Below are 20,144 nucleotides of genomic sequence, written 5' to 3' on the forward strand. Positions count from 1 at the left end.
CGGGTGCGGGTGTCCCGCAAGACGCTGGAGGCATAGGTCATGGCTGGATCACCGATGCGCAAGGTGGCCTTGCGCAATCTGGCCGCGCACAAGGTGCGGCTGGCGCTGACATTGCTGTCGGTCGTGCTCGGAACCGCTTTCGTCGCAGGCTCTTTCGTCTTCACCGACACCCTGCAGCGCACCTTCGACGGCATCTTCGCCGACCAGGCGAAGGGAGTCGACGTACGGGTGGAGCCGAAACACACGCAGTCGCTGGGTGTTCCGAACGAACTGGTCGCGAAGGTCGCGACGTCCGACGGCGTGCGCGCGGTCGCGCCGGCGGTACAGGGGCCCGTCGTCCTGCTGAAGGACGGGCATGCGGTCCAGACGGGCGGCGCGCCGAGTTGGGGGCGGTCGTATCTGCCGCCCGACAAGGCGATCGCCGACCCGGAGCATTTCGTCGACGGCGTCGCGCCGGTGACACCGGGGCAGATCGCGATCAATTCCGGCGGGGCCGACCGAGCCGGATTGCACGTGGGGGACAAGGCCAAGGTGCTGATTCCCTCCCGCGGCACGATCGATATGACCGTCAGCGGCATCTACACGGTGTCCTCGGACACCGGCGGATTCATCGGGCTGCTCCTGGACGACGCGCAGGCCCGGGAACTGTTCACCGACGGCGCGCATGTCGCCTACGTGGATGTGGCCGCCGTACCCGGAGTTTCGCCGGATACGTTGCGCGACCGGATCGCGAAGGTGGCGCCGGAATACAAGGTCATGGACGGCGATCAGGTACGCGCCGACCTGAAGGCGCAGGTCGGCAACGCCCTGAAATTCGTCAACTACTTCCTGCTCGCCTTCGGTGCGATCGCGCTGCTGGTCGGCACGTTCATCATCTACAACACCTTCTCGATGATCGTGGCGCAGCGGTTGCGGGAGCTGGCGCTGTTGCGGGCGGTCGGGGCCGGGCGGCGCCAGGTCGGATTGTCGGTGGTGGCGGAGGCCTTCGTGATCGGCCTGATCGGCAGCCTGCTCGGACTGGCCGGCGGCATCGGGCTGGCCTTCGGACTTTCCGCGCTGCTCAACGCCTTCGACCTCGGACTGCCCACCGGAACCATGCAGGTATTGCCGCGGACCGTGCTGGCGGCGATCGGCATCGGCCTGGTGGTGACCGTGGCCAGCGCCTACGCACCCGCGCGGCGGGCGGCCAAGATTCCGCCGGTGGAGGCGATGCGAGAGGAGTTCGCCTCGGTCGGTGAATCGCTGCGCGTGCGCACGGTGATCGGTGCGGTGCTGGCCGTGATCGGGGCGATCCTGGTGGTGCTCGGGGCGCGCAACACCGGCGGCAACGCCGCGGCCACGGTCGGAGTCGGCGCCGCGGCACTGATTTTCGCGGTGCTCTTCGCCTCACCCGCATTGTCGCGGCCGGTGGTCGGGGCACTGGGTCTGCTGGTGCGTCCGTTCGGCGCGATCGGCGCGATGGCGCGCAACAACGCCGTGCGCAATCCACGCCGCACCGCCGCCACCGCGTTCGCGCTCACTTTGGGATTGATGCTGGTCTCGGCGATCGGCATGCTCGGCGCCTCGGCGAAGGCCAGTGTCGGCGAACTCGTCGACAAGGGTGTCAACGCCGACTACGTGCTGGCCGGGCCGCAGATGATCGGGGTGCCGCTGGGTGCCGCGGAGGCGGCGCGCTCGGTGCCGGACGTGTCCGATGTGGTGGCCTTCCGCGGCGTCGCGCTGCGCGTGGGCGACGACCAGGTCACCGGCACCTCGCCGGACGGGCCGATGGGGCAGGTCCTGCACTACGACATCCGCCAGGGCACCGACAACCTCACCGGCGAGTCTCTGCTGGTTTCGGAAACCGAAGCGGGCGACCGTCATTGGCATGCGGGCGACCGTGTCGAGGTCACCAGTGTGGACAACAAGAAGTTCTCGGTGACCGTCGCCGGCATCTATGCCGACAGCCAGTTGCTCGGCCCCCTGGTGGTGGCGCCGGACCTCTACAACCAGGTGATGCCGGTGGCGTTCCGCACCGACCTGATCGTGCTGGTCAAGGCCGCGCCGGGCGCCGACGTCGCCGCGATGCGGGGCAATCTGGAGAAGGCGACCGCGTCCTACGTGGTGGTGCAGGTGCAGGACCGTGAGGAATTCAAAGGCGCGCAGGGCAAACAGATCAACACCATGCTCGCCATCCTGTACGGGCTGCTGGCATTGGCGGTGGTGATCGCGATCCTGGGCATCGTGAACACGCTCGCCCTCTCGGTCGTCGAGCGGCGGCGCGAAATCGGCATGCTCCGCGCCGTGGGCATGCAGCGACCACAGGTCCGGCGCACGATCTATCTCGAATCCATGCTGATCGCGATCTTCGGCGCCGTGGTCGGGGTGGTCCTGGGGCTGGGACTCGGCGTCGGATTCCTGCGCACGCTGTCGGATCTGGGTTTGAGCACGATCACCGTGCCGTGGGGCCAGATCGTGGGCATGCTGATCGGCTCGGCCGTGGTCGGGGTGCTCGCTGCGCTGTGGCCGGGTGTGCGCGCCGCCCGCACACCGCCGCTGGCGGCTATCGCCGATCTGTGAGAGACACCATCCGTGCGGGCACGGCCGCTGGGCGCAGATGCGTTCAGCGGCCGGCCCGGATCGGGATCAGACGCAGTACTGGCAGACGCCGCCGGCGGGCAGCTGGATGAAGCACTGCGAGCAGACCGCCGGTCGCGGCTCGGAGAATTTGTCCTCCTGTGCCACCGCGGTTTTCGTCACACCGCGACCGCGGCGGCGCGCGTCCACCTTCGGCGTCAGCGGTGGAACACCGACCTCCGCGGGCATCTCCGCGCCGTAGTGCTGATAGCACTGCCAGCGGGCGTAGGCCGCGTGGAGTTCGAGGTCGTCGGGAATCGGCAGGCCGGCGAGTTCGAGCACGTATTTGTAGTCGTCGCCGACGGTGTGGTTCTGGCGTACGCACAGCGCGGTCAGCGGCGGCTCGCCGGCGCCGTGGCAGCGCCGCGCGACCTTCCGCAGAATCGCGGCCATCCAGGTGCGCGTCGGCGCCTCGGTGTGCACACCGGACACGTCCTGAATCCGTTCGGCCAACTCGTTCACAGTGATGAAATGCCCGTATCCGGTCGCGGTTTCGGCCAGTTCGGCATGTGCGGCCAATGCCCAGGCCACCGCCGCCTCGCGAAATGACACCGCAGTGCCGTCACCTACCCGCCATGCTCCTGCCGTCGTGGCCACGGAATTCTTCAACACCGGTCCAAGTTATCGCGTCGATTTCCGCGCCGGCGCGCGGCCCGCCGATCCACGCGGCCCGCGCGGGCGCGAAAGCCCGCCCCGCGCCGAGAACAGCAGGTAGTCGCGCCGCGGTCCTGCGGGCCGTGAGAACCACGCCCCGGCAACCCCTTTCGATGCCCGCGCATGCGGGCGTGCCTCGGGTGGTCATCGGCCGCCGGCGTGCGAGCGGGCCCACGTCGCCACATCGCCGCGGTCGAGGGCCACCGACAGCAGATCGGGAAAGCGGTCGGGGGTGCACGCGAAGGCGGGGACTCCCAGTGCGGCGAGGGCGGCGGCGTTGTCGTGGTCGTAGGCGGGGGCGCCCTCGTCGGAGAGCGCCAGCAGCACCAGAACCTGGACGCCGGCCTCCTTCATGGTCGAGACCCGTCGCAACATCTCGTCGCGGATGCCGCCCTCGTACAGGTCGGAGATCAGGACGAACAGGGTGTCGGCGGGCCGGGTGATCAGTTGCCCGCAGTAGGCGATGGCCCGATTGATATCGGTCCCGCCACCGAGTTGTGTGCCGAACAGCACATCCACCGGATCCGACAGTTGCTCGGTGAGATCCACCACCGCCGTGTCGAAGACCACCAGTGAGGTCTTCAGCGAGCGCATCGACGCGAGCACCGCACCGAAGACGGAGGCGTAGACGACGCTGGCCGCCATGGACCCCGATTGGTCGATCGCGAGCACCACCTCCCGCCGCACCGCCTGCGCCTTGCGCCCGTAGCCGACCAGCTGCTGTGGCACCACCGTGCGGTGTTCGGGCAGGTAGTGGGCGAGGTTGCGGCGGATGGTCCGGTCCCAGTCGATATCGCGCAGCCGCGGACGAGACACCCGGGCCGCGCGGTTCAGCGCACCGGACACCGCCGCGACGGTGCGCGCGGCGAGCCGGCGTTCGATATCGCGCACCACCTTCTCCACCACGACTCGCGCTGTGGCACGGGTGGTTTCGGGCATCATGCGGTTCAGGCTGAGCAGGGTGCCGACGAGCTGGACGTCGGGTTCGACCGCCTCGAGCAGTTCGGGCTCGAGCAGCAGTTGTGTGAGCTGCAGACGGTCGATGGCATCGCGCTGCATGACCTCGACCACCGTCGACGGGAAGTAGGTGCGGATATCGCCCAGCCACCGGGCGACCTTCGGCGCCGAACCGCCCAGGCCGGCGGCGCGCTTGTCCGACGGGGTGTGTTCGTCGCCGTTGTAGAGCGCCGACAGCGCCCGGTCCATCGCCGCGTCCTCGGCCGCGGCGAGCCCGCCGAGTCCTTCCTCGGCGGGAGCGCCGAGGACCAGCCGCCAGCGCCGGGCCTGCGCCTCGTCCGATTCGATCCGTGTCATCGTCGGCTCCTCTTCGCTCGAATCATCGTGCGCCTACCAGGATTTCGGTCGCCGCGTGCAGTGCCAGGATGCCGCGAGCCGCGTCCGGCCCGGAGCGGTCGCGCTGCGGTGCGGCCACGGGCGTCCCGTCCCGGACGGCGCGGGCGATGGCCTGGCGTTCTCCCGCCTCGAAGGCGCCGAAGGTCCGCCGCAACAGCGGCAGTGTCGCGACGAACTGCTCCTCGTCCAGTTCGCGCAGCCAGGAGTCGATGCGCCGCAGCAGGTCTCGGTCGTGGACGAGCAGCAGGCCGCGTCCGCCCAGGAAACCGTCGATCCACGCGGCCTTCTCCGCCGGGCTGTGGCCGATCGACAGCGCCGCCGACAGCCGGCGCGCGGCCTCGGCGTCGGCGATGATTCCCGCGTCGCAGAGCAATCGGACCGCGCGACCCACCAGCGCCCCGTGCACATCGTCGCGGTCGGCCACCAGACCCAGTGCCGCGAGCCAGGACCGAGTGGCATGCGCCTCGTCGCGCGTCGCGATGGCGACGTGGGTGGCATCGATCAGGCCGCGTAGCTGCGTGGCGGCATCGGTGTCGAGACCGGTGACGGCGCCGGGCAATCCGGCACAGATGCGCAGGAGCAGGCCGTCGGCGACCCGCGCCAGCGCGCCCACATCGGTGCTGCGGACATCGCCGTAGCGCAGTGTGCGGATCAACCCGGGCAGCGCGGCGAGCAGGTGGGTGACGTCGTGATCCAGCGCGGCCACCGCTTCCAGGCGAGCGACCAGACCGTCCACCGCGCCGCCGAGGTCGGCCAGCAGCGCGGTTTCCAGGGCCGCGCTGATATCGGCGACCGTGGCGTCGGCGGCGCCGGCTCGGTCGAGAATCTTCGCCTCGGCCGCGGTGCGGATGGTGGTACCCCAGCGCGATGCCTCGATGACCGCGACCGAGAGGCCGGGTTCCCACCGCAGCGCCCAGGATTCGCGGAAGGTGCCGGTATTGCGCACCTCGCCGGTCATCGGTGTGCCCCAGTCGATTCCGAGCAGTCGCAGCCGATGCAGCAGATGCGACCGGTCCACATCGCGGTCCTTGCGCAGATCCAGGTCCACCTGCTGGGCCAGGGCCTGCTGTTTGAGCCGCAGGGTGCGCGACTGCGCGCGCAGGTCGGCATCAAGCGGGACGGTCGGCGTGCTCTCGGGCACCGAACCGAGCGCCTCGCCGACGACCAGTTCGCTGCTGACGAACCGCAGCATCGACTCGTCGCCTTCGCAGAGCACCGACCGCGTGGCATCGGTGACCTCGGACAATCCCGGTGCGGGGCGCCCGCGCAGTGCGGCCAGCGTCTCGGCCAGTCGTACCGATTCGATGATGTGCGCACTGGACACCGGCAGGTCGCGAGCACGCAGCGCACCGGCCACCCGGGTGAACCAGCGTGCGATCGGCTCGTCGGTCCGGGTGAACAGATGGTGATACCAGCCCGGTGAGGTGATACCCGCGCCGTATCCGGACGAGCCGGCCAGCCGGGAGTGGGTCCACGGCACCCAGGTCAGTGTGGCCTTCACCTTCGGCAGCCCCTTGAGCAGACGGGAATCGGCCGCCGCCGGACCGAGTTTGCCCGCCAACGCCGGGGCATGCCATGCCCCGCAGACCACGGCGATCCGGCGCGCACCGCCCTTGAGCGTCCGGCGGATGACCTGCCGCATGTACGCCTCGCGCTGCAGGGTACGCAGGTCGATCCCGCCGGGCAGGAGCTCGGCCGGTGTGGATGAATTATGTTGTGGCGCAGCATCTCCCGTGTCGTCGATCGTGCCTGCGTCGTCCCGATCCGGGGTGGACGGCGCGGGCGCCTCGGCTGCCCGGAGTGCGCCCATGGCCTCGGTGATGGCGTCGAAGATCTCGGTGCCGTTCCCGGTGGGAGTCGACGACGATTCGATGACGGCGTCCCACCACCGCTCCGGATCGTCGTATCCGCCCGCGGCGGCCAGCGCGGCCAGCGGATCACCGCTGTCACCCGGTTCGGTGTCGAGGGCGAGGGTGTTGGCGGCGGGGAGATCGCAAAAGCTCACGGGCACGGCGTGTTCGGACGCATACCGCAGCGCCTGCCATTCCGGGGAGAACACGGCGAACGGCCAGAACGCCGCCCGCGAGGGCTCGTTCGGGGCATAGGCCAGCAGTGCCACCGGTGGTGCCATTCCCTCGGCGGCGACGTACGCGACCAGCGGATCGGCGTCGGCCGGGCCTTCGATCAGGATCGCATCCGGACGGAAACGCTCCAGCGCCCACGACAGCGAGCGCGCCGACCCGGGGCCGTGGTGGCGGATCCCGAAGATCTGCGTTCGCGGCTCGTCGAGCGCGACGGCTTCGCCGCTCATCCGTGCACCTCACGGCAGGCGCGGTAGAAATCGGACCACTCCGGGCGTTCGCGGACCACGGCCTCGAGGTACTCGGTCCACACGACGGCGTCGGCGACCGGATCCTTGATCACCGCGCCGAGTACCGCACCGGCGATATCGCTCGCGCGCAGCACCCCGTCCCCGAAATGAGCGGCGAGCGCGATGCCGTTGGTGAGCACCGAAATCGCCTCCGCCGTCGACAATGTGCCCGACGGCGACTTCAATTTGGTCCGGCCGTCCTCGGTGATGCCGGAACGCAGTTCGCGGAAGACCCGCACCACGCGCCGCACTTCCGCGGCGGCGGCCGGAATCGGCGGCAATTGCAGTGCGGCGCCGAGTTGTTCGACCCGCCGGGTGACGATCGCGACCTCGTCGTCCTCGCCGGCGGGCAGCGGCAGCACCACGGTGTTGAACCGGCGGCGCAGCGCGGAGGAGAGTTCGTTGACGCCGCGGTCGCGGTCGTTCGCGGTGGCGATGACGTTGAAGCCCTTGGCCGCCTGCACCTCGATACCGAGTTCCGGTACCGGCAGCGTCTTCTCCGACAGCACGGTGATCAGTGCGTCCTGCACATCGGAGGGAATGCGGGTGAGCTCCTCGACCCGGGCGATCGTGCCGGTGCGCATCGCGGTCATGACCGGCGAGGGCACCAGGGCGCCGTCGCTGGGTCCTTCCGCGAGCAGGCGCGCGTAGTTCCAGCCGTATCGGATCGCCTCTTCGGCGGTTCCGGACGTGCCCTGCACCAACAACGTCGACGCGCCGCTGACCGCCGCCGAAAGATGTTCCGACACCCAGGTTTTCGCGGTGCCCGGTACGCCGAGCAGCAGCAGCGCGCGATCGGTCGCCAGCGTCGCCACCGCCACCTCCATCAGGCGCCGCGGCCCGACGTACTTCGGGGTGATCACCGTGCCGTCGGGCAGGGTGCCGCCGAGCAGGTAGGTGACCACCGCCCAGGGCGACAGGCGCCACGACGGTGGACGCGGACGGTCGTCGACCACGGCGAGGGCTCGCAGTTCGTCGGCGTAGGCCTGTTCGGCATGGGGGCGCAGCAGGTCGGCGGGCGGGTTCTGGGTCGTGGTCATGCCAGCTCCTCGAGCATCAGGGTGCGTTGGGTCAGATCGTCGGCGAGGCGGTCGAAGGCGCTCTGCCAGGAGGGGTCCGCGCAGCGGCGGGCGGCGACGGACACCGCCGCGACCGCGCGGACCGGGAAATTGATCGCGGCACTGCGCAGCAGCGTGCGATAGGAGGCGGGCGACAGCCCGGCCGCTCCGGGACGGGCGGCGGCCAGATGAGCCCGGTCGAGCAGCAGCCGGACCAGATGTTCGGCCAGCGGCTGGGGCCACGGCCGCGGTGACGCCGAGACCAGCAGTTCCAGTTCGGCCAGCCAGCTGCTGTCCAGACCGCACAGGTACCGTACGCGCCGGTCGACCGGCAGCAGCGCGAACAACTGCTGCCGCAACCGCGGATCCGCGCCCAGGGTCGGCGTGGTGGTCAGCACCTCGAACAGTGGCGGCGCCCAGCGGGAATCACCTTGTGCGAGAGCCGCTTCCGACCAGCCCGCGGCGACCGGTCCGAGGATGTCGTCGGGCAGCCGCAGCGCGGTGGCCGCCTCCGCAGAGCCGCACAGGTGTTCCCAATGGCGCAGCGGTGTGGCGGCCATCAGGCGGCGCAGCCGTTCGGCATCCACGTCGACCCCGCCGTCGCGGCGGTAGGCCACCGGATCGAGCCGGTCGCCGAGTCCGTCGCGGCGGGCCGCGTCGTCGAGATCGTGCGGCAGGTGCGCCTCGAGCGCGCCGGAGCGGATGATCAGCCACCGGCTCGCGCGTTCGCGCATCCGTTCCGCGAAGGCCGAATCCGGCAGGTGCGCAAGGAGATCGGCGGCCGTACGGCGAACCTCGGGCCGCGCGTCGTCGAGGGCGGATTCGAGCAGTGGCTCGTCGTCGGGCCCGACCCCGGCCGCCAGGACCGCCAGCAGTTCGGCTCGGCCGCGTGCCGGTTCCCGGCTCCAGGTGTCGGCCAAAGCACGCCGGGCCGCCGCGGCGTCGCGGGCGCGCAGGGCGGCCAGCCAGCTCCGGCGTTCGGCGGGCCGGCCGTGCGTCCACACCTCGGGATCGTCGTCGCCGGTCCGCAGCAGCGGCCGCCAGCGTGGATGCAGCGCCGCCAGCCAGCGACCCCGGGCGCCCGCCAGGCGCAGCAACGGACCTCGCAGCGCGGCTTGGCTTCTCGCGGTCTCGAGCAGTGTGGCGCAGAGTGCGTCGGGCGCGCGCGGATCGCCGGGCAGTGCCGCCTCGAACCATTCCGCGAGCATCGGCGAACCGTCCGCCAGCAGATGTCGCAGCCGCTGCGCCGCCGCCCGCGGCAACCGGTCGCGATCGTCGTCGGCGGCCGGGGCGAGCGGCTCGGTCCGGGCCGGCCGCACCCCGCCGCGGTGGTACAGCTCCTGGAGCGCCACCGCACCCAGCACGGCGTGTTCCGGAGTGTCGGCGCGAGCGGCGGCGGTCACCGCATCGGCCAGTCCCGCGGGATCGAGGGTGCGTCGGGCGGTGCCCAGCAGCGCGACCGGCACCACCGTCTCCGACGATGCCGGGACCGCGGTGCCGGGGGTCGGCACATCGGTGAGCGATTCCGTCTCGACTCCGATGAGTTCGCCGGCCACCAGCGCGGAGACGGGGATCAATCCGGCCGCGGTCCACTCACCGACCACCGTCACGGGATGACCGCCCGACAAGCCGATCAACTGCCACGGCACCTCGGCGGTCGCGGCGAGTGGCACCGCCGTGCCGTCCGGTTCGGCGAGAAACCAGCCGGCCGAACCCGGGCTGGGGACCACATCCGCCAGCAGCATCGGCCATCCCCGCAGCCACGGGTCGGCGCCCAGCGCTCGCGCGTGGGCCTCGAGTTGGCCGGCGATGGACGCCGATTCCGACACGATGGTGGTGAAGGGTTCGGGTTCGCCGTGGCGGACGCCCCAGACCGCGCGCAGCGGCATAGCCCCCGGATAGAAGTGCAGGTCCGCCTCGACCACGGTGCCGGGAATCGGCAGCTCGCCGGGGAAACTTGCACTGCCGAAGCTGTGGTCGAGCACATGGGCCCAGCGGTGGGTGGCCCGCCCGAGCAGCAGAGTGCGGCGGGTGAAGACCCGTTCCTCCTCCGTGACGCGCACCCCGAGCACCATCCACCGGTCGCGGATCCCGGGCTCGCCGCCGCGGACCTCCTCGGCCTTGGCCGGATAGCCGATATGGGCGCGCACCCCGGAGGCCAGCGCGGGCGGCAGTTCGTCGAGCCGCCGGTGCGCGCCGATCAGCAGGTGCAACCGGGCGTATTCGCTGAGCAGAATCGCCGGCCACTGTTCGACGCCGAGCATGCGGCGCGGCAGTTGCCGCAGGGCTGCCGCCACCCCCGGCGCTTGGGAGTCGACCATCCGGGCGGCCACCGCCTCCAGCGCCACCGCGGAATGGTCGGCCTGGGCCAGGCCGGTGCGAATCTGGTCGCCGAGCCAGATGTCGAGATCGTCGAGTCCGGTGGTGACCCGCGCCCGCCGCTGGTCGAGCGTCGCCTGTTTCGTTCCGCGGGCCGCCGGTTCGGCCGGTTTCGCGGCCCGCGCGGCCCGGCTCGCGAGCCATTCGGCCGCGAAGTCGGCGGGCGCGTCGGCCGCCGGGACCGTGCCCTGCGACCAGAGCAGCAACAGCGACAGGGCATGTTTGCAGGGAAATTTCCGGCTGGGGCACGAACAGCGGTAGGCGGGCCCCGACAGGTCGACGATCGTCTGGTACGGCGTGGCGCCGCTGCCCTTGCATCGCCCCCACAGCGCACCACCGTGGGTGCCGGTGCCCAGCCACGCGGCGGTGAGCTTGCGGGCGGCGCTCACCGATGCGGTGTCGGGCGCCAGGGCCAGCACATTGTCGGCGGTGACGGCGTAGGTCGCGGCCGGAGAGGTCGTCACGTGTTCCCCCGTTCGTTCGGTACCCCGGATTTGTACCCGAGGCCACCGACAAGATCGCGCGGGCGGTCTTCCGGGCCGTCGGCCGAACGACGGCGGCCGGGTTCGCTCGTCGGTTGCGAACGAATTCCCCTGGCGCGGAATGTCATTGCAGAATCAAGCACTGTTGTGGTTGATCGTGATCTCTGGCATTCTGATCTGTTCGGTTGAACCGAGCCACCCGTGAGGGGTGTAACCCGTGGAACTGCCCGGCCGGGACGGCCGAGGGGTGGACATCGGGCGGTTCGACCGTTCGATGGCCATGCGTCCCGCCCGGGCCGGTTCTCCGGTAGCGTTCGCCACGACGAGTCGTGCGCGAGGGCCGGGAGGGGCAGTGGGGCAAGAGCAGGGGGAGGTCGCGCCACGCCTGCGTGAACTGGTTTCGGCACGGCTGCAGGCGGATCCGGCGGTGAGCCCGGAGGTAGCGCAGACGGTGCTGGCGGCTTTGGGGGAGTCCGCCGAGGAGAGCGACACCGGGCCGCGGTCCGGAGTGTTTTTGAGCGCCATCCGTGTTCGCGGCTTCCGCGGGATCGGCGGCGAGGCGGTCCTGCGGATCGCGCCCGGTCCCGGTCTGACGCTCGTGGTCGGTCGCAACGGGTCGGGCAAGTCGAGTTTCGCCGAGGCCGCGGAACTGGTACTCACCGGCGTCAATCGGCGCTGGGAGGGGAGATCCGCGGTCTGGCGCGACGGCTGGCGAAATCTGCACTGCGACGAGACCCCTCGGATCGCCGTCGACCTCGTCGCACAGGAACGAGGCCCGTTCACGATCACGCGTACGTGGGCGGAGGGCGACGAACTCTCGGCCGGTAGCTGGACGGAGCGCGAAAACGACAGCGGCAGTGCCGAATTCCACCCGGAGGACTGGGCCCGGGCTCTGGAGCTGTATCGGCCGTTCCTGTCCTACAGCGAACTCGGCGCGGTGGTCGACGGCCGTCCCAGCGATCTGTTCGACGCCCTGCACCGGCTGCTCGGGCTCGACGACATCAGCGCCGCGCTGGATCGGACCCGCACGCGCCGAATCGAGTTGGAACGCGCTGCGAAACAGTCCCGGGACGGCCGGCAGGCCCTGCTGGACGAACTGCTCACCGTCGCCGACGAGCGTGCCGAGCGCGTCGCCGAGATGTTGCGCGCGCCCGCGCCGGATCTGTCCGCGGTCGCCCACGAACTCGCCGGCGCCCGCCACGACCCCGGCGGTGTCGCGGCGCTGCAGGCTGTCGCACGCCTGCGCATCCCGGCTTCCGCGCAGGTCGAGTCGGCCGCCGAGGCGGTCGAGCGCGGCACCGCCGAACTGCTGGAGCTGGCGACCGGAGATCTGGACGCGGAACTCCGCGTGGTCGATCTGCTGCGTGGCGCTCGTGAACACGCGGGGGACGGTGAATGTCCGTGCCCGGTCTGCGGCCACGGTCGTCTCGACGCGCGATGGCAGCGCGAGGCGACAGCCCGGATCGAGGCCGTCGAGCGGCGCGCCGCAGTGCTCACCACCGCCCGGGCCGCGCTGGGTGAGGCGATCGCCGCGGCCCGGTCGCTGATCGAACCCGTTCCGCCGGAACTGGAATCGACCATCGCCGCGCCCAATATCGATCCCGCGGACACTCGTCGAGCCTGGTCGAGCTGGTCCGCCCTGCTCGAGGTCGAAGCGGGCGCCACCCTGGCGGCCCGGATGCGCGGCGCGCACGCCGAACTCGCGGTGCGGCTGGAGGTGTTGCAGCGGGCCGTGCACAAGGAACTCGATCGCATCGATGCGGTCTGGACGCCGCTGGTCCCGCGCATCGCGACCTGGCTGCACGAGGCCCGGCTGGTCGCGGCGGCCGATGCCGAGCTGCGTACCGTCCGCCGCGCCGAGGACTGGCTGAAGTCGGCCGCCGCCGGCCTGCGCGACGAACGCCTGGCCCCGTTGGCCGAGCACGCCCGGCGCATCTGGGGCGGGTTGCGTCAGCGCAGCAATGTGGATCTCGGCGCGATTCGCTTGCAGGGCAACGCCGGAGCCAGTCGCAAGGTGCTGCTCGACGTCACCGTGGACGACTCGGGCGCCGCCGCTCTCGGAGTGATGAGTCAGGGCGAATTGCATGCGCTGGGCCTGGCCCTGTTCCTGCCGCGCGCCACGGTGGCCGAAAGCCCGTTCGGATTCGTCATGATCGACGATCCGGTGCAGGCGATGGATCCGGCGAAGGTCGACGGACTCGCCCGGGTGCTGGCGGCGGTGGCGCGCAGCGGACGCCAGGTGATCGTGTTCACCCACGACGAGCGGCTGGCCGAGGCCGTGCGCCGATTGCGTTTGGACGCAACGGTTCTCGATGTGCAGCGGCGCGAGCATTCGCGGGTGGAGGTGCGCGCGGTCGAGGATCCGGTGCAGCGCTACCTCGGCGACGCGCGGGCCCTGCTGCGCACCAGGCAGCTGCCCAAGGCGATCGCGACCGAACTGGTCATCACCTGCTGCCGATCGGCGATCGAGGCGGCCGCATTGGCCCGCGCCCGGCGTGAACTGCTGGCCGCCGGCATCGCCCATCGCGAGGTGCAGCGCCGCGTCGATCGGGCGCGCACCACGTGGGAGACGGTCGCCCTGGCGGTCTTCGGTGTACCGGACCGGGTCGACGATCTGAACGACTATCTCGATCAGGAGGCGCCGTGGGCCCGCGCGGTGGTGCGTGATGCCACGGCCGGTGCGCACATCCGCATCCAGCGCCGCTCGGGCGATCTGATCTCGGGGACGAAGAGATTCGTGACATGGCTGAATCCGTGAGGCCGACCGTGGCGCAGCGCTTGGCGGCGGCCGCGGAACTACTCGACGGCACGGTCACCGATGCGGGTGGCCTGTGGTCGCGGGCGACGGTGTGGATCCTGCGGATCGCGCTGGAACAGTCGGTGGACCGGCTGTGGGCGCGGGTGTCCCCGCCGCTGGCCCGGTGCAGCATGCGCGCTCAACTGCTGGCGCTGGACAGCTGCGCCGGTCCCGAACTCGCGGGCCGCGTCGGCGGACTGTGGGCGACGCTGTCGCGGGCCGGCCATCACCTCGACTCCGAACCCGCGCCGACCCTGCCCGAACTGCGCGACTGGTACGACGAAACCGCCCGGCTGGCCGAGGAACTCGACCGCATCGGCCGCGCGGATGTACCCGCCGTGTTCGGCCGCGGCCGGAACCGGTGAATTCCGGGCGGCGATAATCGTGCGATGGCCGACACCTTTCCCGAGCGCCCGGACGACACCGACCGCTGTCCGTGCGGCAGCGGCGAGCAGTTCGGGCAGTGCTGCGGCCCGCGCCTGAACGGCACCCGCCCGGCGCCGACCGCCGAAGCGCTGATGCGGTCGCGCTATACCGCCTTCGCCGTCGGTGATCGCGACTATCTGCTGCGGACGTGGCATCCACGGACCCGGCCGCGGCGCCTCGCCCTGGATCCGGCGCAGCGCTGGATATCGCTGCAGGTCTTCGGCACCGAGGCGGGTGGCCTGTTCGACGACGCCGGCGTGGTCGAGTTCCGCGCCACCTACCGATACGACGGCAGGCGCGGCGTACTTTCCGAGTGCAGCAGATTTGCTCGCGTCGACGGTCAGTGGGTCTACGTCGACGGAGATATCGAATCGTAATCGGCTCGTAAAGAGTCGCAAGTGCTCTCCCACTACCATTACTGAAATACATTTCCGATTAGAACAGATAGCGAAGGAGTTGCCTCAAACGTGGACAGCCACGCGGCGACTACCGGGAATCCGGTCCCTCACTAGGGTCACCGCATGGCACGAATCGCGATCGAATACTGCACGCAATGCCGGTGGTTACTGCGGGCCGGATGGATGGCTCAGGAGCTGCTGAACACCTTCGGCACAGACCTCGACGAGGTGGCGCTGATCCCCGGAACCGGCGGAGTGTTCCGGATCACCGTCGATGGTGAGCAGATCTGGGAGCGCAGAGCCGACGGTGGCTTTCCGGATATCGCCGGACTGAAACAGCGCGTGCGCGACCGCATCGATCCCGACCGCGACCTCGGCCACATCGATCGAGGCTGACGCGGTACGAATGATCTCGGACGTACTCTCGGTTACAGGGAGTACGAGGAGGTGCGAGATGAGCACTCAATTCTTCGAGGCGACTCCGGTCGAGGACACTGCCGGACCCGTCGCCCACACGACCAGTGGTGCGGTCCGCGGATTCCGTGCGGGATCCGTGCACGTGTGGCGCAGCATCCCGTATGCCGCGGCGCCGGCGGGCCCGAAGCGGTTCGCGCGGCCGGAACCGCCCGAAGCCTGGTCGGGAGTGCGTGACTGCACCGAATTCGGCGAGATCGCACCGCAGACCATGGGCGATATGGTGCCCGTGGACTCGGGGCTGCGCATGGGTGAGGACTGCCTGTGGGTCAATGTCTGGGCACCGGCCGCCGAACCGGTGCAGCCGCGTCCGGTGATGGTCTGGTTGCACGGCGGCGCCTACTGTCTGGGCACGGCCGCGCAGGCGATCTACGACGGCCGCCGGATGGTCGAGACGGGCGACGTGGTGATCGTCGCGGTCAACTATCGGCTCGGCGCGCTCGGCTTCCTCGATCTGTCCTCACTGGGCGACGGGTTCGTCGCCAATCTCGGCCTGCACGACCAGATCGCGGCACTGGAATGGGTGCGCGACAATGCCGCCGCCTTCGGTGGTGATCCGGGTAACGTCACCGTCTTCGGCGAATCCTCCGGCGCGGGATGCGTGACGGCGCTGCTGACTTCGCCGCGGGCCGCAGGCCTGTTCCATCGCGCCATCGCGCAGAGCCCGCCGGCCACCACCGTCTTCGGTCCGGACCGGGCCGCCGGGGTGGCGAGCCGTTTCCTGGAATTGATGGACCTGCCGCCCGAACGGGCCCGGGAACTGCTGGAATGCCCCATCGAGCGGATCGTGGACGCGGCCGGTGTCCTGCTCGACGAGGTGCCTTTGCAGTCGCCGGGACGACTGGCGGCGGCGCCGGTGGTGGACGGCGATCTGCTGCCCACCTATCCGACCGACCGCTTCCAGCAGGGCCGCTCGCATCGCGTACCGCTGATCATCGGCACCAACAAGGACGAGGCGTCGCTGTTCCGCCTGTTCCGCTCGCCGATCATGCCGGTGACACCCGATGCGGTGAACGCGATGCTCAATGCGGTCGCCGGAGAACATCCCGGGCTCTCGCACGAGCGCATCGCCGAGATCACCTCCGCCTACCCGGATCTGGCCAAGACGCGCGGTGCGCTGGCGATGTCGACCGATGCGGCCTTCCGGATGCCGGCGCACTGGGTCGCCGACGCGCATTCCCGGCACAGCCGCACCTGGATGTATCGCTTCGATCAGGCCACGCCGATGCTGAAGGCGGCACGCGTCGGCGCGGGCCACGCCACCGAATTGCCGTACATCTTCGGCAATTTCGGCTCCTTCGATCACGATCCGACCTTCTGGCTGGGCGGTCGCAAGGTCGCGAGCGAGGTGTCGGGCCGGATGATGCGGCGCTGGCTGGCCTTCGCCGAACACGGGGTGCCCGCGGCGCTGGACGGCTCGAAACATTGGCCGCCCTACCGCGAATCCACCCGCACGACACTGGTCGTCGACGCCGCGGACCGGGTGCTCGACGATCCCGATCACGATCTGCACACCGCCTGGGGTGACCAGGCGGTCGGCTTCAGCTGAGCCGGCTCAGACGCCGCTGGGCTGTTCGGCGCGCTGACCGAGCAGCACCGGCAACCGGCTGTAGCCGTGCAGGGTGAACAGCGGCCGACGCTCCGGGCGACCGGCCAGCACGAGATTCGGGAAACGTTCGAACAGCGACCGCAGCGCGTAGGTGCCCTCCATCCGGGCCAGGCTGGCGCCCAGGCAGGCGTGGATACCGCTGGAGAACGTCAGGTGATCCTTGGCGTTGGCGCGCGTGACGTCGAAGCGGTGCGGTTCGGCGAACACCTTCGGGTCGCGATTGGCGCCCGACAGCGACAACACCACCGTGCTGCCCTGGTGCACCGTGATACCGGCCAGCTCCACCTCGCGCCCGGCGATGCGGCCGGTGTTCTGCACCGGTGCGTCGAAGCGCAGAATCTCCTCGATCGCGTTGGGCCACAGCTGCGGATCCTCGCGCAGCCGGTCCAGCTGATCGCGATGGGTCACCAGTTGGACGACGCCGTTGCTGATCAGATTGACCGTGGTCTCGAATCCGGCGCCCATCAGCAGTGTCGCCGAGGCCTTCAGTTCGGTGTCGTCCAGCGTGCCGGAGCTCACCAGACCGGACAGGATGTCCTCGCCCGGTTCGCGGCGTAGCCGCGCGATGTGCTCGTCGAGGTAGTGGTCCATCTCCACGATGGCCGCCGACGCGTCGCGGGTGGTGCGCCAGCTGATGCCGATATCGAGCATCGGCGAGACGGCGTCACCCCAGGCCAGGAAGCGGTCGCGGTCGGCATCGGGGAAGCCCAGCATCTCGGAGATGATCGCGATCGGCACCTGGGAGGCGAAGTCGGCCACCAGATCCGCCGAACCGCCGGAGGGCAGGGCGTCGAGCAGTTCCGTGGTCACCGATTCGACGCGGTCGCGCAGCCGGGCGATCGCGCGCGGCGTGAATGCCGAGGCCACCGGTTTACGCATCCGGGTGTGGTCGGGCGGGTCGATCACCAGCATCGACGGCGGCTGCACCGGATTGGGCGGCAGCGTCGCCAGATCCATCAGCGGCCGCAGCGGTCCGGGCACGAAACCCTCGGCCGCCGCGACCTTGAAGGTGGTGTCGCGCAGTACGGTACGGACCAGCTCGTAGTCGGCGGTCACCCAGCCCAAGGGGGAGTGCACCAGCCGTCCCTGGGCGCGCAGGGACTCCAGCAGCGGTATCGGATCCTGGACCGCCTCGGGGCTCGACATCAGTTTCGCCAGGGTCTCGCCGCGGCGGGCATAGGTCTTCAAGGCCAGCCGCGGCGTGCCCTGTACCACCAACCACCGAAACCAGTACTGCGGCTTCATCGCCATCCCCGTTCGTCGTCCGGTTCGCTGACACCCACACTACGGAGTGGCGGGCGTCCCGAAAACGGACTGCGGGTGGATCGCCGTGCCCTACCCGGGTAGGAGATCAGGACCGGCGCGCGGTGACGCGTTCGGTGCCGATCCGGTGCTCGAGCCGAGCCGGATCGGGGGCGGTCACCTGCACCAGCGAGGCTCCGGCCGCGTATACCGCGAGCAGTCCGTCGATCAGGTGGGCGGTGGTGTCCCAGTCGGTGGTCGACAGCACCCGGTCGCTCGCGCCGAACCCCTGCCGTTCGGCCGAGGCCCGGGCCGCTGTCACGGTCTCGGCGACCGTGGCGCCGTCGAGGGCGTCGCCCGCGCCCGCCGGGTGGAACTGGTCACCGTGCCCGCGCACCGACGTGGCGTAGTCGGTGATGCCGACCGGCAGATCGGCGACCGGCATACCCATCGGATCCAGCGACAGCGCGGCCACCTCGGCGATATCTCCGGCCTCATCGATGCGCGCGGCCGAGACCAGTGCGAGTTCGGCGTCGGGGTCCGGTCGCAGCACCACCTCGGTGCCGGCCCACCAGCAGCCCAGCAGGACCGCGGCCGTCTGCCAGTGCGCGGGCAGCAACACCGATACCCGCGCGCCCGGGGTGAGGCCGAATTCGTCGCGAATCATATTGGCGGTCTTGGCGGCCCAGTTCGCCAGCGTCAGCCCGGACAGTTCGATGCGGGCGCCGGTGCTGTCGTCGTAGTGGGTGATCCGCGGCGCCGCGGCGTCGCGGGCGAGGATCGGGCCGAGCAGGGCATCGGTGAGAGTGTCGTTCAGTTCACGCATTTCGGTCCGTTCTGGCCGGCGTCGATGGGAGGCGCGGGCGGCACCGGTGTCGCGGTGCCCGAGGCCGGCGAGGTTCCGGACATGTCGAACAGACTGCCGGCCGCCGAGCCCGGACCAGAGTAGTCATCGGCGAGCACCACGCGCACCGCACCCTCCGGCACATCCTGTTCGGCGACCACGGTCAGGCCGCCGAGCGCCTCGGCGACCGCCTTGGCCTTGGGGTCGGAACTTGCGGCGGCGAGCACCCGGCTGCTGCGCACCGGCGCACCCGGCCAATTCCCGACGGCTCCGGTGTGAAAACCCTTGCCGGTCAGCGCCTGTGCGACCTGGCCGGCCAGACCGCCGGTGCTGCCGGCGTTGTAGACGTCGGCGGTGACCGAACTCGGCGCCGCCGCGCGGTCGTCGTCGTGATCGTCGGTGGTGGCGCCGACCGCCGCGGCGACGTAGGACTTCACCGATTTCGGGTCGACCTTCACCACCGATTCGCCGTCGGCGGTGGTTCCGTCGAGATCCTGCACCGGAATTGTCTCGAAATTCACCTTTCCGCCGGACAGATCCTGCAGCTGATGCATGAACGCCACCACATCCCAGTCCTCGTCGAGCACGATCGTGCGCCCGACGGCATCGGCGAGTTCGCGCAACTTCCCGGGATTGGCGAGGATTCGGGCGTTGAGGGCCTTGTTCACCAGTGAGGCCATGAACACCTGCTGGCGCACGATGCGATCCAGGTCGCCGCGTGGCAGATCGTGGCGCTGACGCACGAAACTCAATGCCTGCGCCCCGTCGAGCCGTTGCTGTCCGGCGGGGAAATCCGCACCCGAGAGCGGTTCGTCGACCGCGTTGTTCAGGCAGATGTCCACCCCGCCGACGGCATTGGTGAGCAGCACGAATCCGAGCAGACCCACCTCGGCGTAATGGTCGACGGTGACGCCGGTGAGATTGGCGACCGACTTGATGAGTGCCTGCCGGCCGGCCTGGGTGGACTTCTGCTCGATCTGGGAATTCGAGAGGCCCTGCGCGGCGAATTTCTGCCGCGCGTTCTCCTTGGTCGCGCCGTAGGCGGAGTTGATCTTGCCCTTGCCGATACCGGGGATGTCGACATAGGAGTCGCGGGGAATCGAGATCGCGGTCGCCGACCGGCCGTCGTTGGGCACCCGGACCAGCACGATGGTGTCGGTGTTGGTGCCGACCTCGTCGCCGGCGTGCAACATCGCCCGTTCCTGATCGCTGAGCGGATTGCCGTGCGCGTCGGTGCGGCTGTCGATACCGACCATGAGGATGTCGACCGCACCGTCGTGGCCGCCGCCGAGTCCCAGGTTGCCGATCCGCTCGATGCCGGAGATCAGGGAATCCACGCTGTGCCAGCCGAAGCCGGTGACGATGAACACCACCGCCGCGGCGGCCACGGCGAGCAGCCGCCCGGGACGATTCACCCCGGGACTCGAACTCGGGCGAACGC

Annotated in this window: 14 protein-coding genes; 6 read left to right on the forward strand and 8 right to left on the reverse strand. The window is 70.3% G+C overall.

The features are described 5' to 3' along the window. The first annotated feature begins 39 nt into the window (after positions 1–39). Entirely contained in the window at positions 40–2,559 is a 2,520-nt protein-coding gene (locus AC5592_RS25455; RefSeq protein ID WP_063065649.1) for an ABC transporter permease, read from the forward strand. A 66-nt stretch (positions 2,560–2,625) separates the two neighbouring features. Here AC5592_RS25455 and AC5592_RS25460 read toward each other — a convergent pair whose 3' ends face one another. From AC5592_RS25460 to AC5592_RS25480, 5 genes are all read right to left on the reverse strand, one after another. Beyond that, positions 2,626–3,168 carry a hypothetical protein gene (locus tag AC5592_RS25460; protein ID WP_063065676.1) on the reverse strand — a complete coding sequence of 181 codons (543 nt, stop codon included), beginning with the start codon at positions 3,166–3,168 and terminating at the stop codon, positions 2,626–2,628. Positions 3,169–3,414: 246 nt separating this feature from the next. Next, the gene (locus AC5592_RS25465) at positions 3,415–4,584 is read right to left on the reverse strand and encodes a VWA domain-containing protein (RefSeq protein ID WP_063065650.1); all 1,170 of its coding nucleotides are present in this window, start codon (positions 4,582–4,584) and stop codon (positions 3,415–3,417) included. 22 nt (positions 4,585–4,606) lie between these two features. Continuing rightward, positions 4,607–6,934 carry a DUF5682 family protein gene (locus AC5592_RS25470; RefSeq protein ID WP_063065651.1) on the reverse strand — a complete coding sequence of 776 codons (2,328 nt, stop codon included), beginning with the start codon at positions 6,932–6,934 and terminating at the stop codon, positions 4,607–4,609. Further along, a complete protein-coding gene (locus AC5592_RS25475; protein WP_063065652.1) occupies positions 6,931–8,034 on the reverse strand; it encodes an ATP-binding protein in 1,104 nt (367 codons plus the stop codon). The genes AC5592_RS25470 and AC5592_RS25475 overlap by 4 nt, the downstream gene beginning before the upstream one ends. Further along, complete coding sequence (locus AC5592_RS25480) at positions 8,031–10,895, reverse strand: SWIM zinc finger family protein (protein ID WP_063920383.1); 2,865 nt, start codon at positions 10,893–10,895, stop codon at positions 8,031–8,033. Before AC5592_RS25480 ends, AC5592_RS25475 begins: the two co-directional genes overlap by 4 nt. 370 nt (positions 10,896–11,265) lie before the next feature. Between AC5592_RS25480 and AC5592_RS25485 the strand changes: the two genes are divergently transcribed. The 5 genes from AC5592_RS25485 (at position 11,266) to AC5592_RS25505 (ending at position 16,557) form a co-directional block, all read left to right on the forward strand. Further along, a complete protein-coding gene (locus AC5592_RS25485; protein WP_063065653.1) occupies positions 11,266–13,671 on the forward strand; it encodes an AAA family ATPase in 2,406 nt (801 codons plus the stop codon). Beyond that, positions 13,656–14,075 (forward strand): hypothetical protein, encoded by a 420-nt coding sequence (locus AC5592_RS25490; RefSeq protein ID WP_036504589.1) that lies wholly within the window; start codon positions 13,656–13,658, stop codon positions 14,073–14,075. Before AC5592_RS25485 ends, AC5592_RS25490 begins: the two co-directional genes overlap by 16 nt. A 24-nt stretch (positions 14,076–14,099) precedes the next feature. After that, complete coding sequence (locus AC5592_RS25495; RefSeq protein ID WP_063065654.1) at positions 14,100–14,513, forward strand: YchJ family protein; 414 nt, start codon at positions 14,100–14,102, stop codon at positions 14,511–14,513. A 144-nt stretch (positions 14,514–14,657) separates the two neighbouring features. Beyond that, complete coding sequence (locus AC5592_RS25500) at positions 14,658–14,930, forward strand: Rdx family protein (protein WP_036504585.1); 273 nt, start codon at positions 14,658–14,660, stop codon at positions 14,928–14,930. A 58-nt stretch (positions 14,931–14,988) separates the two neighbouring features. Then, on the forward strand, positions 14,989–16,557 hold the full coding sequence (locus AC5592_RS25505; protein ID WP_036504584.1) for a carboxylesterase/lipase family protein: 1,569 nt from the start codon (positions 14,989–14,991) through the stop codon (positions 16,555–16,557). Positions 16,558–16,563: 6 nt separating this feature from the next. On the opposite strand, the gene AC5592_RS25510 is transcribed toward AC5592_RS25505, so the two are convergent. The 3 genes from AC5592_RS25510 to AC5592_RS25520 form a co-directional block, all read right to left on the reverse strand. Next, positions 16,564–17,862 carry a cytochrome P450 gene (locus AC5592_RS25510; RefSeq protein ID WP_036504667.1) on the reverse strand — a complete coding sequence of 433 codons (1,299 nt, stop codon included), beginning with the start codon at positions 17,860–17,862 and terminating at the stop codon, positions 16,564–16,566. Between the two features lie 106 nt (positions 17,863–17,968). Then, positions 17,969–18,685 carry a TIGR03089 family protein gene (locus AC5592_RS25515; protein WP_063065655.1) on the reverse strand — a complete coding sequence of 239 codons (717 nt, stop codon included), beginning with the start codon at positions 18,683–18,685 and terminating at the stop codon, positions 17,969–17,971. After that, positions 18,673–20,118: an LCP family protein gene (locus AC5592_RS25520; protein WP_167331990.1), complete on the reverse strand. Its 1,446-nt coding sequence runs from the start codon at positions 20,116–20,118 to the stop codon at positions 18,673–18,675. The genes AC5592_RS25515 and AC5592_RS25520 overlap by 13 nt, the downstream gene beginning before the upstream one ends. Positions 20,119–20,144: the final 26 nt, after the last annotated feature.

This window comes from Nocardia violaceofusca NBRC 14427 (assembly GCF_963869435.1).
Classification (GTDB): domain Bacteria; phylum Actinomycetota; class Actinomycetes; order Mycobacteriales; family Mycobacteriaceae; genus Nocardia; species Nocardia aobensis.

Coding starts and splice junctions, on each gene's coding strand:
- AC5592_RS25455 (WP_063065649.1), top strand. CDS start 40: ATGGCTGGATCACCGATGCGCAAGGTGGCCTTGCGCAATCTGGCCGCG.
- AC5592_RS25465 (WP_063065650.1), bottom strand. CDS start 4,584: ATGACACGGATCGAATCGGACGAGGCGCAGGCCCGGCGCTGGCGGCTG.
- AC5592_RS25470 (WP_063065651.1), bottom strand. CDS start 6,934: ATGAGCGGCGAAGCCGTCGCGCTCGACGAGCCGCGAACGCAGATCTTC.
- AC5592_RS25475 (WP_063065652.1), bottom strand. CDS start 8,034: ATGACCACGACCCAGAACCCGCCCGCCGACCTGCTGCGCCCCCATGCC.
- AC5592_RS25490 (WP_036504589.1), top strand. CDS start 13,656: ATGGCTGAATCCGTGAGGCCGACCGTGGCGCAGCGCTTGGCGGCGGCC.
- AC5592_RS25495 (WP_063065654.1), top strand. CDS start 14,100: ATGGCCGACACCTTTCCCGAGCGCCCGGACGACACCGACCGCTGTCCG.
- AC5592_RS25500 (WP_036504585.1), top strand. CDS start 14,658: ATGGCACGAATCGCGATCGAATACTGCACGCAATGCCGGTGGTTACTG.
- AC5592_RS25505 (WP_036504584.1), top strand. CDS start 14,989: ATGAGCACTCAATTCTTCGAGGCGACTCCGGTCGAGGACACTGCCGGA.
- AC5592_RS25510 (WP_036504667.1), bottom strand. CDS start 17,862: ATGAAGCCGCAGTACTGGTTTCGGTGGTTGGTGGTACAGGGCACGCCG.
- AC5592_RS25515 (WP_063065655.1), bottom strand. CDS start 18,685: ATGCGTGAACTGAACGACACTCTCACCGATGCCCTGCTCGGCCCGATC.